The sequence below is a fragment of the Symmachiella dynata genome (assembly GCF_007747995.1).
GTDB classification, from domain to species: Bacteria; Planctomycetota; Planctomycetia; order Planctomycetales; family Planctomycetaceae; genus Symmachiella; species Symmachiella dynata.
In genome coordinates, this window is the sequence record NZ_CP036276.1 from 7,407,666 (window position 1) to 7,424,723 (window position 17,058).

12 protein-coding genes are annotated in these 17,058 nt (G+C 55.4%); 5 read left to right on the top strand and 7 right to left on the bottom strand.

The annotated features are described in order from the left end of the window. Window positions 1-117 precede the first annotated feature (117 nt). Entirely contained in the window at window positions 118-1,260 is a 1,143-nt protein-coding gene (locus Mal52_RS28170; protein WP_197534527.1) for an efflux RND transporter periplasmic adaptor subunit, read from the bottom strand. 926 nt (window positions 1,261-2,186) lie between these two features. Here Mal52_RS28170 and Mal52_RS30035 point away from each other — a divergent pair. From Mal52_RS30035 to Mal52_RS28190, 5 genes are all read left to right on the top strand, one after another. Then, window positions 2,187-2,363: a hypothetical protein gene (locus Mal52_RS30035; RefSeq protein WP_197534528.1), complete on the top strand. Its 177-nt coding sequence runs from the start codon at window positions 2,187-2,189 to the stop codon at window positions 2,361-2,363. Between the two features lie 191 nt (window positions 2,364-2,554). After that, a complete protein-coding gene (locus Mal52_RS28175) occupies window positions 2,555-4,798 on the top strand; it encodes a bifunctional SulP family inorganic anion transporter/carbonic anhydrase (protein WP_145380234.1) in 2,244 nt (747 codons plus the stop codon). A gap of 141 nt (window positions 4,799-4,939) precedes the next feature. Next, window positions 4,940-5,383, top strand: a complete 444-nt coding sequence (locus Mal52_RS28180; protein WP_145380235.1) for a hypothetical protein — start codon at window positions 4,940-4,942, stop codon at window positions 5,381-5,383. A gap of 161 nt (window positions 5,384-5,544) precedes the next feature. Then, complete coding sequence (locus Mal52_RS28185; RefSeq protein ID WP_145380236.1) at window positions 5,545-7,398, top strand: chloride channel protein; 1,854 nt, start codon at window positions 5,545-5,547, stop codon at window positions 7,396-7,398. 49 nt (window positions 7,399-7,447) lie between these two features. Continuing rightward, window positions 7,448-8,827 carry a Gfo/Idh/MocA family protein gene (locus Mal52_RS28190; RefSeq protein WP_145380237.1) on the top strand — a complete coding sequence of 460 codons (1,380 nt, stop codon included), beginning with the start codon at window positions 7,448-7,450 and terminating at the stop codon, window positions 8,825-8,827. 565 nt (window positions 8,828-9,392) lie between these two features. On the opposite strand, the gene Mal52_RS28195 is transcribed toward Mal52_RS28190, so the two are convergent. The 6 genes from Mal52_RS28195 to gap form a co-directional block, all read right to left on the bottom strand. Then, complete coding sequence (locus Mal52_RS28195) at window positions 9,393-11,363, bottom strand: ATP-dependent helicase (protein WP_145380238.1); 1,971 nt, start codon at window positions 11,361-11,363, stop codon at window positions 9,393-9,395. Between the two features lie 102 nt (window positions 11,364-11,465). Beyond that, the gene (locus Mal52_RS28200) at window positions 11,466-12,461 is read right to left on the bottom strand and encodes a serine/threonine protein kinase (RefSeq protein ID WP_145380239.1); all 996 of its coding nucleotides are present in this window, start codon (window positions 12,459-12,461) and stop codon (window positions 11,466-11,468) included. A 189-nt stretch (window positions 12,462-12,650) separates the two neighbouring features. Further along, window positions 12,651-13,505, bottom strand: coding sequence for an acetyl-CoA carboxylase, carboxyltransferase subunit beta (accD, locus tag Mal52_RS28205; RefSeq protein WP_145380814.1), 855 nt, complete (start codon window positions 13,503-13,505; stop codon window positions 12,651-12,653). Between the two features lie 120 nt (window positions 13,506-13,625). Beyond that, window positions 13,626-14,261, bottom strand: coding sequence for a histidine phosphatase family protein (locus Mal52_RS28210; protein WP_145380240.1), 636 nt, complete (start codon window positions 14,259-14,261; stop codon window positions 13,626-13,628). A gap of 19 nt (window positions 14,262-14,280) precedes the next feature. Continuing rightward, the gene (rpe, locus tag Mal52_RS28215) at window positions 14,281-14,985 is read right to left on the bottom strand and encodes a ribulose-phosphate 3-epimerase (RefSeq protein ID WP_145380241.1); all 705 of its coding nucleotides are present in this window, start codon (window positions 14,983-14,985) and stop codon (window positions 14,281-14,283) included. A 547-nt stretch (window positions 14,986-15,532) separates the two neighbouring features. Next, window positions 15,533-16,555, bottom strand: a complete 1,023-nt coding sequence (gene gap, locus Mal52_RS28220; protein ID WP_145380242.1) for a type I glyceraldehyde-3-phosphate dehydrogenase — start codon at window positions 16,553-16,555, stop codon at window positions 15,533-15,535. Window positions 16,556-17,058: the final 503 nt, after the last annotated feature.

Here is a 17,058-nt window from a genome sequence, read left to right on the forward strand (position 1 = left end):
CGAGTGCCGGCGGCACGTTTGCGTGGTTCTGTTGTAGGCGTCCCCGTTCTTTGTACGCGGGCACGAACGCCGCTAAAACCCGCTATTGCTCAAATTGCATTCGATTGCCGTTGGCCGTTATTTGTCGCTCGACTGTGTCTTCGCCGCTTGGGGAACCGATTGGGGAGTGCGTAAGAGGGTCAACATATCGACGGTTTGTGGATCCACTTTGATACCCGGCTTGGCGCGGAGCAAACCTTCGACAATGACTTGATCCGTGGGTTTGAGAACCTCCACTTGCTTCTGGACGACTTGACCATCAGGACCAGTATCGGAGACGGTCCGATAAGGTTTGATCGCCCGCAATCCGTTGTGCATTTGCCCAACATCAACAATGCGGTATTCCACTTCCTGCTTTTCATTCACCACGAGCACGTAGCGTTGCCCCTGATTCGTGCCGATGGCCGCATCGGTCACAAGCAACGCTTCATGAGGCGGCGACGTAGGAATGCGGATCCGTGTGAACAACCCGGAAACGAGTCGCTCATCCTCATTCTTAAAAACGGCGCGTAACTGAATCGATCCGGTACTGGCGTCGAGTTGATTGCCGATAAAATCGACGAAGCCATCGAGTGAAAATTCGGTATCTGCCCCGACGGCCATCTGCACGGGAATTTTTCCGGAGCGGGCTGATTTCAGTTTGCCATCGGTAACCAACTGCTCGTAGCGTTCCGCCGTGTTTTGATCGACGTTGAAATAGGCCCAAATCGGCTTGACCGAAACCACGTTGACCAACGTAGTGACGTTTTCCGTGACCAGATTCCCCTCGTCAACCATGTGCCGCCCCAACCGCCCATCAATGGGAGAGGTGACCTTGCACCAATCAAAATAGAGTTGTGCCAAGGCAAGATTGGCTTTGGATTTGTCGACCGACGCTTGCGATTCATCACGAGCGCCGAGCCGGCGGGTCAGTTCCTGTTCGCTGATCGCCCCTTTATTTTTCTTTTGGACGGACAGACCAATGTCGTATTCCGCCTGACTTTCAATCAGGCTGGCCTTGGAAAACTCTAGGCTGGCTTTCGCTTGTGCGAGCTGTGCCGCATAGGTCCGGTCGTCGATCTCAAACAGGACGTCCCCCTTTTTAACGACGTCGCCATCCTTGAAATTGATCTTTGTCAGATAACCGGAAACGCGGGGATTGATGTCGACCGACTGCACGGCTGCCGTGCGCGCGGTGAATATCTCGTAGTCGGTCACTTGTCGCTCAAGTGGCGAGCTCACCCGCACCACAGGCGGCGCTGCAGGTTTAACCTCAGGCTTTGTTGGAGAACATCCACCCAGCGCAAGAAAAAGAGACAGGGGTACATGCAAGCGTAGTTGACGACCGGTCCCCAGTAGTCTCATCGCATCGCCTTTTCGAGCCAAAAAGAATCCAGACGTTTCGCAGTTTGAGATCACCCCACAATTGGTTGGTGATAGTAAAAGACGTTGTAACAAACTTATTCTACTCACGCGACAATTGCTGCTGAGATTTTTGTGAATAAACCCTGGAACAGACGACGGGTTGCCACTTTCGATAGTTGTAGGCTGCGAATGCGAGCATGCCGCTGCAGCAGAGCGCCCGAATAAGCTTAGTATTCCTTCTATTTTGACTCGCGGACACATGATGCTTTCAGGTTGTCGCGTTGAACCAAGTCTGTCGACCAGACTCGTTTTATGTACGAGCTTTGTTCGTTGAAATAGGCAGAACGACTTAGTGTACAAACCCATTGACACACATATCCCGCCAGCAATTTGGTTTTGACACTCCCGCAGGACTTCTCTATATTTGCTTGCAGAAGCAGTTTCGTTTTCCGTCCGGGAAACGGTTGGAAAAATGAAAATACGTGAGGATTAGGTTTCGATGCTAGGCAGTGCGGGAAACACGACTCGGCTACCATTGCCGCGGTTTCTGACCGTCTGGGTCTGTCTGGGCGTATTCACATTTTTGCCTTTTTCGCAGCTATTCACCGTTCCGTTTTTCCAGCTATTTTCGGCGACAAACGCGGAATCGGCTGAAAGGGAATGCCCCTGTCAAAGCGATGGGGAAGCGGCTGCTGAAGAATTGCTCGCTTATTCTGCAACAAGGCGCCGCGCAGACAACCGCTACTGTCATGCCGTCGGTCGCCCGCCTCAGACCTCAAAACGGCTCTGCTTGGCGGCCTCACATGCAGGACGACGTCCAGGAATTAATGGCCATCAGCTTTCCAATGGCTGTAGTGCGCCGTTACGGATTTAGGCAGCGCGCTTACAACACGCACAACGTTGATGTCTTCTTGCGCGCCAACCGACTCGACAATACAGCCTCCAGTGATTCGCTCAGCACGGCAAAAATTGTGTTGTAATCCCAGCAAAAATTGCACCTGCGCTTCGCGGCTTGCAATATGAGCCAAACTCATCAGACGCTAACATCAACCCTGGACCGTCACCATTTCGTCCCGACCCGTGGACGAAATTCGGCTGCCTGGAATGGGTTCTTGATAGGCTTATCGATGATTGCCGCATTCTTCACCGAGATTCTTGGAACATACGACTCATGACGGAACAACTCTCTAAAAAATCCGGAACGCTTGTGAACGACCTCACCGCGAGTGTGGTCGTGTTTATCGTCGCCTTACCATTGTGCCTGGGAATCGCGCTGGCCTCCGAGGCTCCGCTTTTTTCCGGCGTTCTCTCCGGAATCATCGGCGGAATCGTCGTTGGTTTTCTGAGTCGCTCGCATACCAGCGTCAGCGGTCCCGCAGCCGGCCTGACGGCAATTGTCGCAGCCCAAATCGCAGTGCTGGGATCCTTCGAAGCATTCCTGTTGGCTGTGATGATTGCCGGAGCGATGCAAGTTGCGGCCGGTCTGGCGCGCGCTGGCTCCATTGCCATGTTTGTACCAAACAGCGTGATTAAAGGCCTGCTCACAGCCATCGGCATCATCTTGATCCTCAAACAGTTTCCACACGTCTTGGGCCACGACGATGATGTCGAAGGAGAAATGTCCTTCACACAACCGGACCAAGAGAATACGTTTACCGAGCTGTTGTCGGTGTTCCAAGGCCAGTGGCATCTTGGTGCGGCATCGATCGGGATACTCTCCGTCGCCATATTGGTTGCCTGGAGCCGGATCAAATTCCTCAAAAACTCGCCCGTGCCGGCCCCGTTGATCGTCGTGCTGGTCGGTCTTGGACTCGGACAACTGTTCCGGGGTTGGGGAGCAGGTTGGCTGATTGGCAGTACGCATCTGGTACAGGTCCCCGTGGCTGAAAGCTTGAGCGAATTTAGTAGCTTCCTGACACATCCAGATTTCTCTGCCTGGTCAAATCCGCAGATCTATATCGCGGCGGTGACTATCGCGATCGTCGCCTCGCTGGAAACCGTCCTCAATCTCGAAGCCACCGATCGTCTCGATCCCCAACAGAGACAATCCCCGCCCAGTCGAGAATTGATCGCCCAAGGTGTGGGCAATATGACGACCGGCTTGATCGGGGGAATTCCCATGACCTCGGTCATCGTCCGCAGCTCGGTGAATATCAACTCCGGTGGAAAAACCAAACTCTCGGCGATTATCCACGGCTGTCTGCTGCTGGCTAGTGTGAGTCTGGCGCCTCAGGTCTTGAACCAAATTCCACTGTCTTGCCTGGCGGCCATCCTACTCGTGACAGGTTTCAAATTGGCAAGCCCGGAGCTATTCCGGCAAATGTACAAGGAAGGCAAATATCAGTTCACGCCGTTTTTAATTACAGTGCTGGCCATCGTATTCACAGACTTGCTCGTGGGAATTCTCATCGGCTTAGGAGTCAGCCTGAGTTTCATCCTCTACAGCAACGTCAAACGTCCCTTGCGCCGCGTTGTTGAAAATCATGTCGGCGGCGAGGTGCTGCGGATTGAGCTCTCAAATCAAGTCAGTTTCTTAAACCGGGCCTCACTGGTTCAGGCGCTCGACGGAATTCCGCAAGGAGGCAGCGTACTGATCGATGCCCGCAATTCGAGTTACATCGATCCGGATGTATTGGGATTGCTGCACGATTTTAAAAATACGTCCGCACCTGCGCGAGGGATCAGTGTCAGCCTGTTAGGATTTCGGAATCGATACTTTCTCGAGGATGAGATTCAATACATTGACTACTCCACGCACGAACTCCAGGAACGCCTGACCGCCGATCAGGTCTTGGAAATGCTGATTGCCGGGAACGAGCGGTTCCGGTCCGGAAACACCTTAACGCGGCATACGATTCGCCAGATCAATGCAACGGCGACCGCTCAGCACCCATTGGCGGTCGTCGTGAGTTGCATGGATTCTCGTGCACCGGTGGAGATGATTTTCGACGTTGGCGTGGGTGATGTGTTTGTCGTGCGCGTGGCCGGCAACGTCATCAGCCCCGAAGTCTTGGCGAGCATTGAATACGGGTGTGTCATCGCGCGTGCTCCGTTGGTGTTAGTGATGGGCCACACCAACTGCGGCGCGGTTACTGCGACGGTGGATGCCATCTGCGGCCTCTCATTCAATGACGCTGGCTGTAGTCATCTCAAGTATATTGTCGACGAGGTATCGCCTTCCATCGACGGCCTGTCCCACTTCAATGCCGAACAAGCGTCCGAAGAAGACAAGATCGCGTTCGTCAATCAAGTCAGTGAGCGGAATGTGCAACACTCGGTAGATGCGATCTTACAGCGTAGTCCGGCCATCAGCGAACAAGTCCGCAACGGTCAGGCAGCAGTGGTCGGTGCAATGTACGATGTCAACACCGGCCAACTGCACTGCCAAGACGTTAACGAAACGGCCAAGGCATAACTGCTGATTGGTGAAACACAACGTCCAGGGCACCCTCGTTGATGCGCGAGACGAGGGTTGCCTGCCTGGAGGTTGACCGGGTAAGATCGGCGTCGAAATACGTCGTTCCCTCTATCTATTGGCCGCCAGAAAGTCATCCCCGTGGGCATTCCGATCTTGATCGCCGGAGGTGGATTGATCACGCTGGGGCTGATATTGATCCGTCACCATGGCGTGGTGTGGATCCGCCAGCAATCAGAACCGAACATTTCGGATAAGGATTTGGAGTTTTTTCGCAGGCAACATCGCCGACGCATACAAACTTCAGGGATTTTGACGTTAATTGGGCTGGTCATGCTGGTCGGCGACATTGTGGTCGCTAATCGAAAAGATCTCCTCACATTCGTGATTTGGCTCACCCTCCTCTTGCTGTTGGTTATTTGGGTCCTGTTATTGGCTATGGGAGATTGGTGGGCCATTCGCACGCACACTCAATCTGCCCTCGCCGAGGTACAAGTCCAGCAACTGGCCCTGGAACGCAAGGCGGAGCATTTGCGCAAGGAGTTTCGCGGCGAAGAGAACGGGCACAGCGACTCGACTGGCTGACGGTGGCGAAATCGGGAGCTAATCACGGTTTGGGGGTATTCTGCCGTGCATTTGGGGGTTCTGCCGTGCAATGGATAAGCGCGCGAGAATCGCATAGAATGCCGATTCGGCTCTCTCACCCGCGCATTTTCTTTCGCACCACCCGGTCGGTTATTTTGTCCATGGAATACGTACGACGGTTTGACAATCTCCTCAAGGCCTTTGACCTCAAGTCGACAGGAAAATGGTTCTTTCTCTCGGGTTTGATTGGCATTGTCGCCGGTTTGGGAGCGATTGCCTTTCAGTTCCTCAGCCAGTTGGTGCTCTCCCTGGCGCTCAACGGCGTTGCCGGATACATGCCGTTAGAACCGGTCGGTGAGTACACTTTTTTGCCACATACCCACACGGAGTTTTCACCTTGGCATCTGCTACTGGTAATGGCTGGAGGGGGACTTGTCTCCGGTTGGCTGGTCTTCAAATTTGCTCCAGAGGCTGCCGGCCACGGGACCGATGGGGTCATTGAGGCGTTCCACGAAAAACGAGGGGTTATTCGAACCCGCGTCCCTTTCATCAAAACCGTCGCATCAGCCGTCACGTTGGGGACCGGTGGATCAGGCGGTCGAGAAGGGCCGATTGCCCAAATCGGTGCAGGCTTTGGATCGTATTTGGCCACGCGGTTAAAACTTTCTGATCGTGACCGGCGAATCATGGTAGCGGCGGGCATGGGAGCCGGCGTCGGTGCGATCTTTCGCGCTCCGTTGGCCGGCGCTTTGTTCGCTGGAGAAATCCTCTATAAAGATGCCGAAATCGAATCGGACGTTATCGTTCCGGCGGCCATCTCTTCCATCATCGGCTACAGCGTCTACAGCCTGTCGCTGCCGCCTGATTATCGCTTCACGCCGTTATTTGGACGAGACTTACAGTTTGAAGTTGGTTCCACGCTGGAACTCATTCCCTATGCGCTGTTGGCGATCATTCTGTCCTTTGTCGCGGTTTTATATATCAAGGTGTTTTACGGCACCCATAAAATTTTCGATCGCCTTCCAATCCCAGTCATGCTGCGCCCTGCGCTGGGAGCTTTGCTGGCCGGCCTGATCGGATTAGGAATCTTCTACGGATTCGACGGCGATGTGCGGGCGCTCGCCGTGCTCTCCACAGGTTACGGTGCGATTCAACACGCGGTTGCGTCCCAGACGACAATGGCCATCCCACTCCTATTAGCAATTGCCTTCGGGAAAATCGTGACCACCTCCTGCACGATCAGTTCCGGTGGATCGGGGGGTGTCTTTGGTCCCTCGATGGTCATCGGCGGCTCGATTGGATCGGCAGTCGGACAATTCTTTCATGAATACTCACCCGACATTGTTCACCACCCGCAGGCGTATACGATCGTCGGCATGGCCGGGTTCTTTGCCGGAGCTGCGCATGCGCCGATCTCCACAATCATTATGGTCTCGGAGATGACCGGCAATTATCAATTGCTGTTGCCGGCCATGTGGGTCTCTACGCTCTGCTTTCTGTTTTGCCGCCGCTGGACCTTGTATCAAAAACAGGCCCCCAGCCGGATGGAATCCCCCGCGCACCGCGGCGATTTTATTGTCGACGTGCTCGAAGGCATTCACGTCAGTGATGTGTTTGTCCCAGGTCGCCCGGTGACCTGTGTCCCTGAATCGATGACCCTCGACCAAATCGTGCACCTGTTGGCTGAAACGCACGAATCGTATTTTCCCGTCGTCAATGAGCAAGACCGGGTCGTAGGTATCTTCTCCGCCCGCGATGTGCGGACGTATCTCTACGACGAGACCATCTGGAACCTGGCAATCGCCGAGGACATCATGACGACCAAAATCGTCAGCGTGAAACCGAACGACGATCTGAACACCGCCTTGCAGCGATTTACTTCGGTAAATCTCGACGAACTCCCGGTCTTCGACGCCGAAGAGCCGGGTAAACTGCTGGGGATGTTGCGCCGCAAGGAAACCATCGCGTTCTATAACCGGCAGTTGCTCCGAAGAAAACAAGGGGAAGTGGCTTAAAATCGCTGTGCCCCACCTTACGTAAGTCTTTCACAGTAGGAGCGAAACCATGGCCCACAATTCCCTCAACCGTCGCCGTTTCCTGCAACATACCTCCGCCTGGGCGGGCATCGCCGTCTGGACGGGGCTGGCCGGCCGCGCATCAGGTTTTGAAAGCGCAAACGCGCGTCCGCGAATCGCCGCTGTCGGCACCGGGAGCCGTTGGGACCATCGCGCGACCGGATTGGACGGCACGTACGGTTCGGGCAAACAGTTCCCCAAGTATGGCGACATTGTCGCCGTCTGCGATGCCGACACCGACCGCCGCGAACGCGCAGCAGGTCTCGTTAAGGAGTGGAACGGAGCCGCGCCGGATGTCGTCGCCGATTACCGGGCGATTATTGATCGCGACGATATCGACATTGTCCATATCTCCACGCCCGACCACTGGCATGCAAAAATCGCTATCGAAGCGATGCTCTCCGGCAAGGACGTCTATTGCGAAAAGCCGATGACACTGACCATCGACGAAGGCCGGCAAATGTGCGACGTCTGCCGCCGCACGGGCCAAATTGTGCAAGTCGGCACACAACAACGCAGCGACGAAAAGTTCCTCAAAGCCATCGCCATCATTCGTGATGGACGGATCGGAGAACTCAAACAGGTCACCTGCAGCATCGGCGGCGGCCCCACGAGCCCAGAAATTCCCGCAGTCGATGCACCAAAACAGCTCGACTGGAATCAATGGCTCGGCCCCGCTCCTGAGGTCGCCTACCGTAGCTTAGCCGGTCCCAATGGCGAAACCCAAAGCTGGTCGCGGTCCCATTACGAATTTCGTTGGTGGTACGAGTACTCCGGCGGCAAGCTGACCGACTGGGGCGCGCACCACGTCGACATCGCCACCTGGGCCATGGACAAAACCAAGACGGGTCCCATCTCCATTGATCCGGTGATGGTCAAACATCCCGTGCCGTTCAAGGATGGATATCCGACCGCCGACAATCAGTACAACACCGCCACGGAGTTTTTGATCAAAGCCGCTTACGCCGACGGCATGGAGTTGACCATCCGGCACGATTTGGACAACGGCATCTTATTCGAAGGAACCGAAGGCCGTATTTTCATCAATCGCGGCCGACTGGCCGGCAAACCGGTCGAAGACCTCGCCACCAACCCACTGCCCGAAGGGGCACTGGAACAGGTCTACAAAGGCCGCCCGCTGACCGACCACTTCCGCAACTTCTTCGAAGCAGTCGCCGATCGTAAACAACCCGTCTCCGACGTCTTCAGCCATCACCGCGGCCTAACAACCTGCCATCTCGCGGGAATCGCCGCCCGACTGGGACGCAAAATCCAATGGGACCCGCGAGCCGAAAAAGTCCTCAACGACAAACAAGCACAAAGTTTCGTCAGCCGCGACAAACGCCCCGGCTTTGAGATTGAAACATAGCAGCCACGGCCGACGCTGGGTCAGTCCCGTTCACGGGACTTGTCACGCGGATGCGTGTCATAGCCCCGTCGTTTACGACGGGGTGTAGGTTCATGACGCCCACGAATTTGACCCCCGTTTTACGGGGGTTCTCGCCGTCAAGGCTTTAGCCATCACTCGCCAGGCTCAAGCCGACCAACGAGAAGCCTCGTAAACAAGGCTCAAGCTCCAAACAAATTTCCCCCTACGACCCCGCCGTAAACGACGGGGCTAATACCGCTACGCGGGGCGCCCGGTGAACCGGGCTTTGCGCTTCCCGCAGTGCCATTGCAATCATCGAGTCTGTGGTGTGCAAATTAGCCGTCGAGTTATGCGAGAGTCTCCCAACTGAGATGCACGCGGGTCTCCCGCCGAGTTGCACTCGGGTCTCCCGATTGAGTTGCACTCGGGTCTCCCGATTGAGTTGTGCGCGGGTCTCCCGACCCCGCACTTGGCCTGACCGCAGGTCTCCCACCGCAGGCTCAAAGAGTTACAGACCAGTCGCGCTCGCCCCCCCCGGCAGAGCCAAAGCTTGAGAACCGTAAAGTCATTCGTCATCCCCCTCAACAACCGCAGCCGGCGGTTTTTCGCCGAACATCTCGAACAAAAATCGCGACGGTAATGTCGTCCGGGGTTTGCCCCATTTGGTGCGGCGGGCGGCGCGGCTGAGGGTGAGGTGATCGCAGGCGCGGGTGATGCCCACGTATGCCAAACGCCGCTCTTCTTCGATGTTGGCTTCGGTCCCCTCCACCGACCGTTTGTGCGGTAAAATCCCTTCTTCTAATCCGACCAGATACACGCGGGGAAACTCCAATCCCTTGGCACTGTGCAACGTCATCAGCTTGACGGCGTCTTTGGAAACTTGCGACTCTTTGTCACTCTCCACATCGCGGCCATTGAGCGCTGTCTCTTCCAGAAACTCCTGCAGCGAGGGCTTGTCCGCTTGTCCTTCATACTGCTCGACTGCTTCGACCAACTCCTCAAGCATGGCCATCCGCATCGAGCGTTGCGTCGGTTCTTTATACAGCCGTTCGATTTCGCGTTCGTAGTCGATATCATCGATCAGTTGCCGCACGCATTCTCCCAGACCGTGCGAGTTGGACTGGAAGCGGCGACGGTTGCGATCCATCAATCCTCGAAACGCATCAATGGCCTGCGCCGCCTTGTGCGGTAACTCTCCCGCTGAATCGGCGGCGGGAAGCACATCCCACAGGCTACTGCCTGCCTTCACGGCGCGGGCGACTAATTTTTCGACGGTCCCGGCGCCGATGCCCCGCGTCGGTGTGTTGATGATCCGCCGCAATGAAATTTCGTCGGTCGGTTGCGAAAGGACTTTTAAGTAGGACAACAAATCACGAATCTCGCGACGATCAAAAAACGATTGCGTCCCCAACAGCAAATAAGGCATTTGTCGTCGTCGCAATTCTGTTTCGAACAGTCGCGGTTGTTCGTTGGTGCGGAACAGGATCGCAAAGTCCCCTGCCGGGACGTTCATCTCGTTGATGATGTATTGAATCTCCTGGACCGTCTGTTCAGCTTCACCCACCTCGGAATCATATTTTTGAAATCGCACCGGATGCGGCGATTGCTTGTGTGCCACGAGCGTTTTTTTGTGTCGTCCGCGATTGTGCTGAACCAACTCATTGGCCAGCGCGATGATCTTGTCCGTACAACGATAGTTGTCTTCCAGCCGAATCACCTTGGCGCCGGGAAACGTGTGGTGAAAACCGAGGATATGTTTGACCTCGGCTCCCCGCCAACCATAAATGGATTGATCGTCGTCCCCCACCACGCACAGATTGCGATGTTCGCGGACCAGTGCTTCGACCAAATCGAATTGGATGCCGTTCGTGTCTTGATACTCGTCGATCTGCACATGCGTAAACCGCTCGCGCTGCCGCTTTAAGGTCTCCGGGTGTTCGCGAAACAGTTGACGCGTTAACAGCAGCAGGTCATCGAAATCCACCCCGCCGGCGGCGCGGAGATTTTGCTGATAGCGGCGAAAAGCCATCGCTGCCAAGAATTCCTTGTCGTTTTCCGCAACCTCGCCGGCATCATCGGCGGCCACCCCGGCCGATTTCCATTGGCTGATTTGTGATATCAAATCGCCCGGTTTGAGCGCTTGATCGCCCACGCGAATATGCCGCAGCGCCGAACGCGCCGCCGATTCCTGATCGCTGCGATCAAAAATGGTAAACGTCTTGGGATAGCCCAGCGCTTCAATTTCTTCGCGGAGTATCCGTACGCACAGCGAGTGAAATGTGGAGATCACCGGTTTCTGCCGGACCTTGCCGCCCAGCAAAATTTTGGTCCGCGCCAGCATTTCCCGCGCGGCTTTGTTGGTGAACGTCACCGAAAGAATTTGTTTGGGCGGCGTCCCTTTACGAATCAACTGCACCATGCGGTGCGTGATGACGCGGGTTTTTCCGGTTCCGGCGCCGGCCAGCACAAGGAGCGGACCAGAAAGCGTGGTCACTGCTTCCCGCTGGGCGGGATTCAAGTTCGCGAGAGAATGCATAAGAAGACAGGGGGGAGAGACAATCCGTTGACGTTGGGAAGTTCCAGTCGGCGACTTTATTGGTTTGGGGGCGCCGGCACCACAATCAAGACTCAGCCGGCGTTACTCGTATTCGTACTCCCATTCCCCATCGTCGTCATCTTCATACTCGTACTCATATTCGTCGTCATCGCCTACCGCTTCGTCATCGACGTATTCATACTCGGACTCGGGTTCCAAGCGTTCCTGGGCTCCGCGCAGTCGGTGCAACATCGCTCCCACCGAATCCCAACGATCTTCCGGTTTTGCCGCGAGTCCCGTCATGATTGTCGAGGCCACTTGGTCGTCGATGTCGGGCACCAGTTCACGGATGTCGATCGGTGCTTGATTGATGTGCTGCACAATCATATCCAGCGTCAATGTCGGATCCACACCATGCGGCAACTGTTTGGTATACATTTCATAGCAGGTCACGGCATACGAATAGACATCGATCCGCTGGTCAGTCGGCATCCGCTTGATCAATTCCGGCGCCATATAACTAGCGGTACCGGTGCGATTGCCGGGAGCGCGAAATGGCGGTGTGTTGGGAACCACCAGGCCAAAGTCGATCAGTTTGATGGAATTCTGCCGGTCGACCAGTATGTTGCGGGGACACAAATCGCGGTGGATCCAACCTTGTTTGTGAAAATAGTCCAACCCTTCCCCGATTTGAACGATGAATGTCAAACGGTGCGATTGCATCAATTCGTTCTGCAGAGCAACAGGCAACGTCAGGCTCACACCGTTGACGTATTCCATCACCAAATACTGTTCGTTGTTGGTGGTGATGCCGTGCTCTAAAGTGCGAACGATGTGCGGGTGTCGCAATTTCATAGCGACTTCCCCTTCGCAGGGCTTGGCCAACCCTTCAAACCGCGCTTCGAGTCGCGCCGTTTTTTCTAAGTCCAAGATTTTCAACGCCACCACGCGGCCGCTCAATTTGTCCTTAGCCCGCCAAACTTCCGACATGCTCCCTTGTCCCAGCTTACGCTCCTTGATGAAGCGTGCGTCAATATTGACCTTCTTCAATCGCGCCCGTTTGATTAGCGGAACAAGGATTTTTTTGATGAGCAGCATGTTGCGTGGCTCGTTTCAACAAAGGCAACGACCGGGGATGTTTGCAAAGCCGTGATGTGTGGAATCCGGACTCTCCAGTATACCGCTGCCTAGAGGGCGCGGCTACCTCGGATCGTGAGACTTAGAAACGACACCCAGGACCAGGAAAGCAATACGCCCCTCAAGCCTGATGCCGCAAAGCCGCCAGCCTCATTTCCCGCAATAGTCAATGACGCGGGTGATTTCACTGCGCAAATCCGCACGGGCCACGATACGGTCAACAAAACCATGTTCCAACATGAACTCGCTGGTTTGAAATCCCGGGGGCAGCGGGACTTTGACAGTGGCCTCCACGACCCGGGGCCCGGCGAAACCGATCAATGCTTTTGGTTCGGCAAAATTGACATCCCCCAACGATGCGAAACTGGCCGCCACGCCCCCCATCGTGGGATTGGTCATCACCGAAATAAACAGTCCCCCCGCTTCGTGAAATCGCGCCAACGCAGCTGAGACTTTGCCCATTTGCATCAACGATAAGATTCCCTCATGCATCCGCGCGCCGCCGCCAGAGCCGCTGACAATGACCAGTGACAGTTCACGCTCGGTCGCCAGTTCGATGGTCCGGGTCAATTTCTCACCAACCACAGAGCCCATGCTTCCCATGATGAACGCCGAATCGGTGATACCCAACGCCAGCGGTCGGCCACGCATGTAACCCCGCCCGACAACACAGGCTTCCGATAAGCCGGTCCGGGCTTGCTCGGCCTTTAGTCGTTCCGCATACGGTTTGCGGTCCGCAAAACCCAGCGGGTCCATGGGTCGCAATTCCGCGAACCATTCTTCAAAGCTGCCTTCGTCCAACAGTTGACGAATCCGCTCTGCGGTCGGCACGTAAAAATGATAGTCGCATTCCGGGCAGACGCCCATCCGGCTATCGACCGTTTTGCGATACACGGTGGCGCTGCAACCTTCGCATTGCAACCACAGCCCTTCGGGCACTCCCCGCTTTGGGCGGTGGGAATGTCCGTTCCGGCCGGTTTCATCCGGTTCGGGGACGGAACTCATCGGTTTGCGTTTCCTAGCTGCGACGATGTTTGTTTGATCGTCGTTCATGTGATCCATGCTCTATTCAAAACGGACAATTCCGCCCCTCTATGAATACTTAACAGAGGGCTGGTCCAACTATCAATTGCTTGTCTTCGCACGCGCAGGCTTGGCCGGTGTTCCTTGGCCATTCTCGAGCGGTGCTTCCGATTTTCCGTTTGTCTCCAAAATCTCCCAATGGCAATCATCCCGACAACTGTCACTGGGCTCGACAGTATGAAGTTTGCCTCCGCACACATGCCAGCGAATCATCGATGCCAACGGTTCCGGGGCAATGATAGCAAAATTGACGTCGCGCTTCAGAATCTTGTCAATCGCCTTACCCACGCGGACCATGGCATCGGTAAACTCCTCGCCCTCGGGCGGACAGATCGTCTCGGGGGATTCCTGCCATTGCTTAAAGACTTTGGGATGCTTGCGGCGAATATCGTCGACGACCATGCCCTGCCACAAGCCTTGATTCAAATTCGCGAGGCTGTCCAGTTCCTTAACCGGCACACCCAAATCTGCGCTGAGGCTCTCGGCCGTTTCGCGCGCAGGTTCACACGGCGCAGAATAAATCCGCTTTAGCGGGATATCGCGCAAGTCCTCGGCAAGCCGGCTCACTTGAACTTGCCCTTGTTGATTGAGGGGAATATTCAAGGTGCCTTGAATACGGTTTTGCTGGTCGAAATCAGTACAGCCGGGACGAATCAGCACGGCTTGGGATTTTGACATGGAACGAACGTTTCACTCCTCAAAGGGACGCTGATGCGGCTTGTGACGCAGCATCAAAAAGTTGAGTCGCGGCTTCGCGATAATCACTGGCATCAAAAATCGAACTTCCTGCAACAAAGAGTTTGGCCCCCGCCTGGGCGGTCGATCCAATCGTATCCGGGCCAATTCCTCCATCCACCGACAACAACGTCTCGGTAGAAATCATCGATGACAGTTCCCGCAATTTGTCCAGTGCCGACGGCATGAATTTCTGGCCGCCAAACCCCGGTTCCACGCTCATCACCAGCACCAAGTCACAGGACTCCAGAGCGGGTGCGATTTTTTCAACAGGCGTACCCGGATTCAGCGCCAAACCGGCAGCGACGCCCGCATCCCGAATCCGCTGCAACAACGCAACCGGTTCCGGAACCGCTTCAATATGAATCGTGATGGAGTCGCAACCGGCAGCAATATAGTCATCCAAATACCGCTCCGGGTCGGAAATCATTAAATGGGCATCGAATGGCAACTCAGTCAATTCGCGCAGCCGCTTTATGACCATCGGGCCATAAGACAGGTTGGGAACGAAATGCCCATCCATTACATCCAAATGCAACAATGGGACATTCGCCGACTCCAACAGCTCCACCTCGCGGTGCAGGTTGCCAAAGTCACATTTCAACATCGACGGCGCAATCAGCGGGGCGCTTTTGAGCAAGTTGAGAAAGGTAGTTCTGCGAGTCATATCAATCAATTATTCGATCAATCCGTGGGATCATCAAGCTCTGCGTCAAGCAATCGGGTCAGAGCGAATTCTGGGGCAATTACGCGGTCGGGCACAGACGGTGCAAACCGGTCCTCATCAACAGGAGGTTTCGAGTTGGATGCGACTCAAGTCATTGGCCGCCGCATGGACACCCAGAAGTTCCCGTTTTGTCGGCATCTTCTCGCAACGTGTCTACGGCGTGACGGATAGTGTCTCTCCTAGCCAGAAACTTGAAATCCAGGAGAGAGTCTGCCTCCAGATATGTAATGAAAATGCTGTCGCGATTTTCCGCCACTTGAACGCGGACCAACCGCACCGACCAGCAGGACTTCAGAATCGGGTATTCTGACTGTTGTTACGCCTGACGTCCAGCGAAATCGCCAATCCGCACCCGCCGACCAACGAAAAACCCGCGTAACCGACTCATATAAAAAGACTTGCGACACGAAGGAGTTTTGCATCTCATCCTCCGTGCCGCAAGAAATTCGGCGAAACCCGCGGCAAATCGCAGCCGCGGACGTTTCGACTACAGTTTCGCAATCTTGGCAATCAGGTCCGAAGTCCGGCAAGAGTAGCCAGTCTCGTTGTCGTACCAGGACAGCACCTTGACCATGTTTCCGCCCAATTCGGTCGTCCAGCTTGCATCAAAAATGCTGCTGTGACGGTTGCCGACGATGTCGCTGGAGACGATGGGATCGGTGTTGTATTCCATGATCCCTTTCAGCGGGCCTTCGGCAGCAGCTTTCATGGCCGCGTTGATGTCCTCTTTAGAGGCTTTTTTGTCCAACGTGGCAACCAAGTCGGTCACACTTCCGGCCGGCACAGGCACCCGCAGGCTCAGGCCGGTCAATTTGCCCTTCATCGCCGGCAGCACAATGCCGACTGCTTTGGCGGCACCGGTGGTCGTGGGAATGATATTGATCGCCGCCGCACGTGCCCGCAACGGGTCGGCGTGCAACTGATCCGAAACGCGTTGGTCGTTGGTATAAGCGTGCACGGTCGTCATCAGACCTTCGGAAACGCCGAAGTTTTCGTGCAGCACCTTGACCATCGGGGCCAAGCAGTTCGTCGTGCAACTGGCGTTCGAGACGCAGTCATGTTCCGACGAAAGTTGATCGTCGTTCACACCAAGCACGCAGGTCAAATCCGGCGCGTCTTTGCACGGCGCGGAAATGATCACCTTGCGGGCACCAGCTTCCAGATGGCTATCGAAACCTGGTTTTTCAGCCGTTTGGCGATTGGTGAAAAATCCGGTCGATTCCAAGGCGACTTCGACACCTTCTTTTTTCCACGGCAAATTCCGCGGATCCCGTTCGCTGCAAATCAGCACTTTGTTGCCGTTGACGATCAGCGACTGCCCGTCGCACTCAACCGTGCCGGGGAATCGGCCTTGCACGCTGTCGTATTTCAGCAACCAGGCCAATTTTTGCGGATCGCCCAGATCGTTGATCGCGACGACATCGAATTCCTCGGGCCGTGAAGCCAACTCACGAAACACAATCCGCCCGATCCGACCAAAACCGTTAATTCCAACTTTTACTGCAGCCACGACGGCCTCTCTTTCTGATAGAACTCTATTTCCGTTAAATTGCTGAAACCAACCGGCGCGTCATGCGCGAATTTGCGATGTCTCACCGATGCCGCAGCGGTCAGTCCGCCCGGCGACGAGCCTCGCTGAGGGTCCCGGCCATTCTCATGGACCAGTACCCGCACAGCTGAGTCTCAGCGTAAAAAATTCAAGACACTTCCATTTCATTATTCTCCCCCATCCCAGAGGGAGATTTTGCGCGCTCGCCCCCTTGCACGCTTTGCACAAGGACCGAGAAGTCATCATTGGGGAAGATCGCTGGCCGTCCGGCCCTCGTCTTATTCCGAGAATCGCGGGCGCTTTTCATTGATCCGCGACTTCACCGCAGTCACGGCGTTTCCGAATTGTCGCACACCCAGGGCGATCATCACCGCAGCTGTGCAAAATCGGTGCCCGTAATCCGCCGTCTCAGGGTTCCGGCGGCAGGGTGAGATTATACTGGTGCCGGAAATCATCGACAAGGA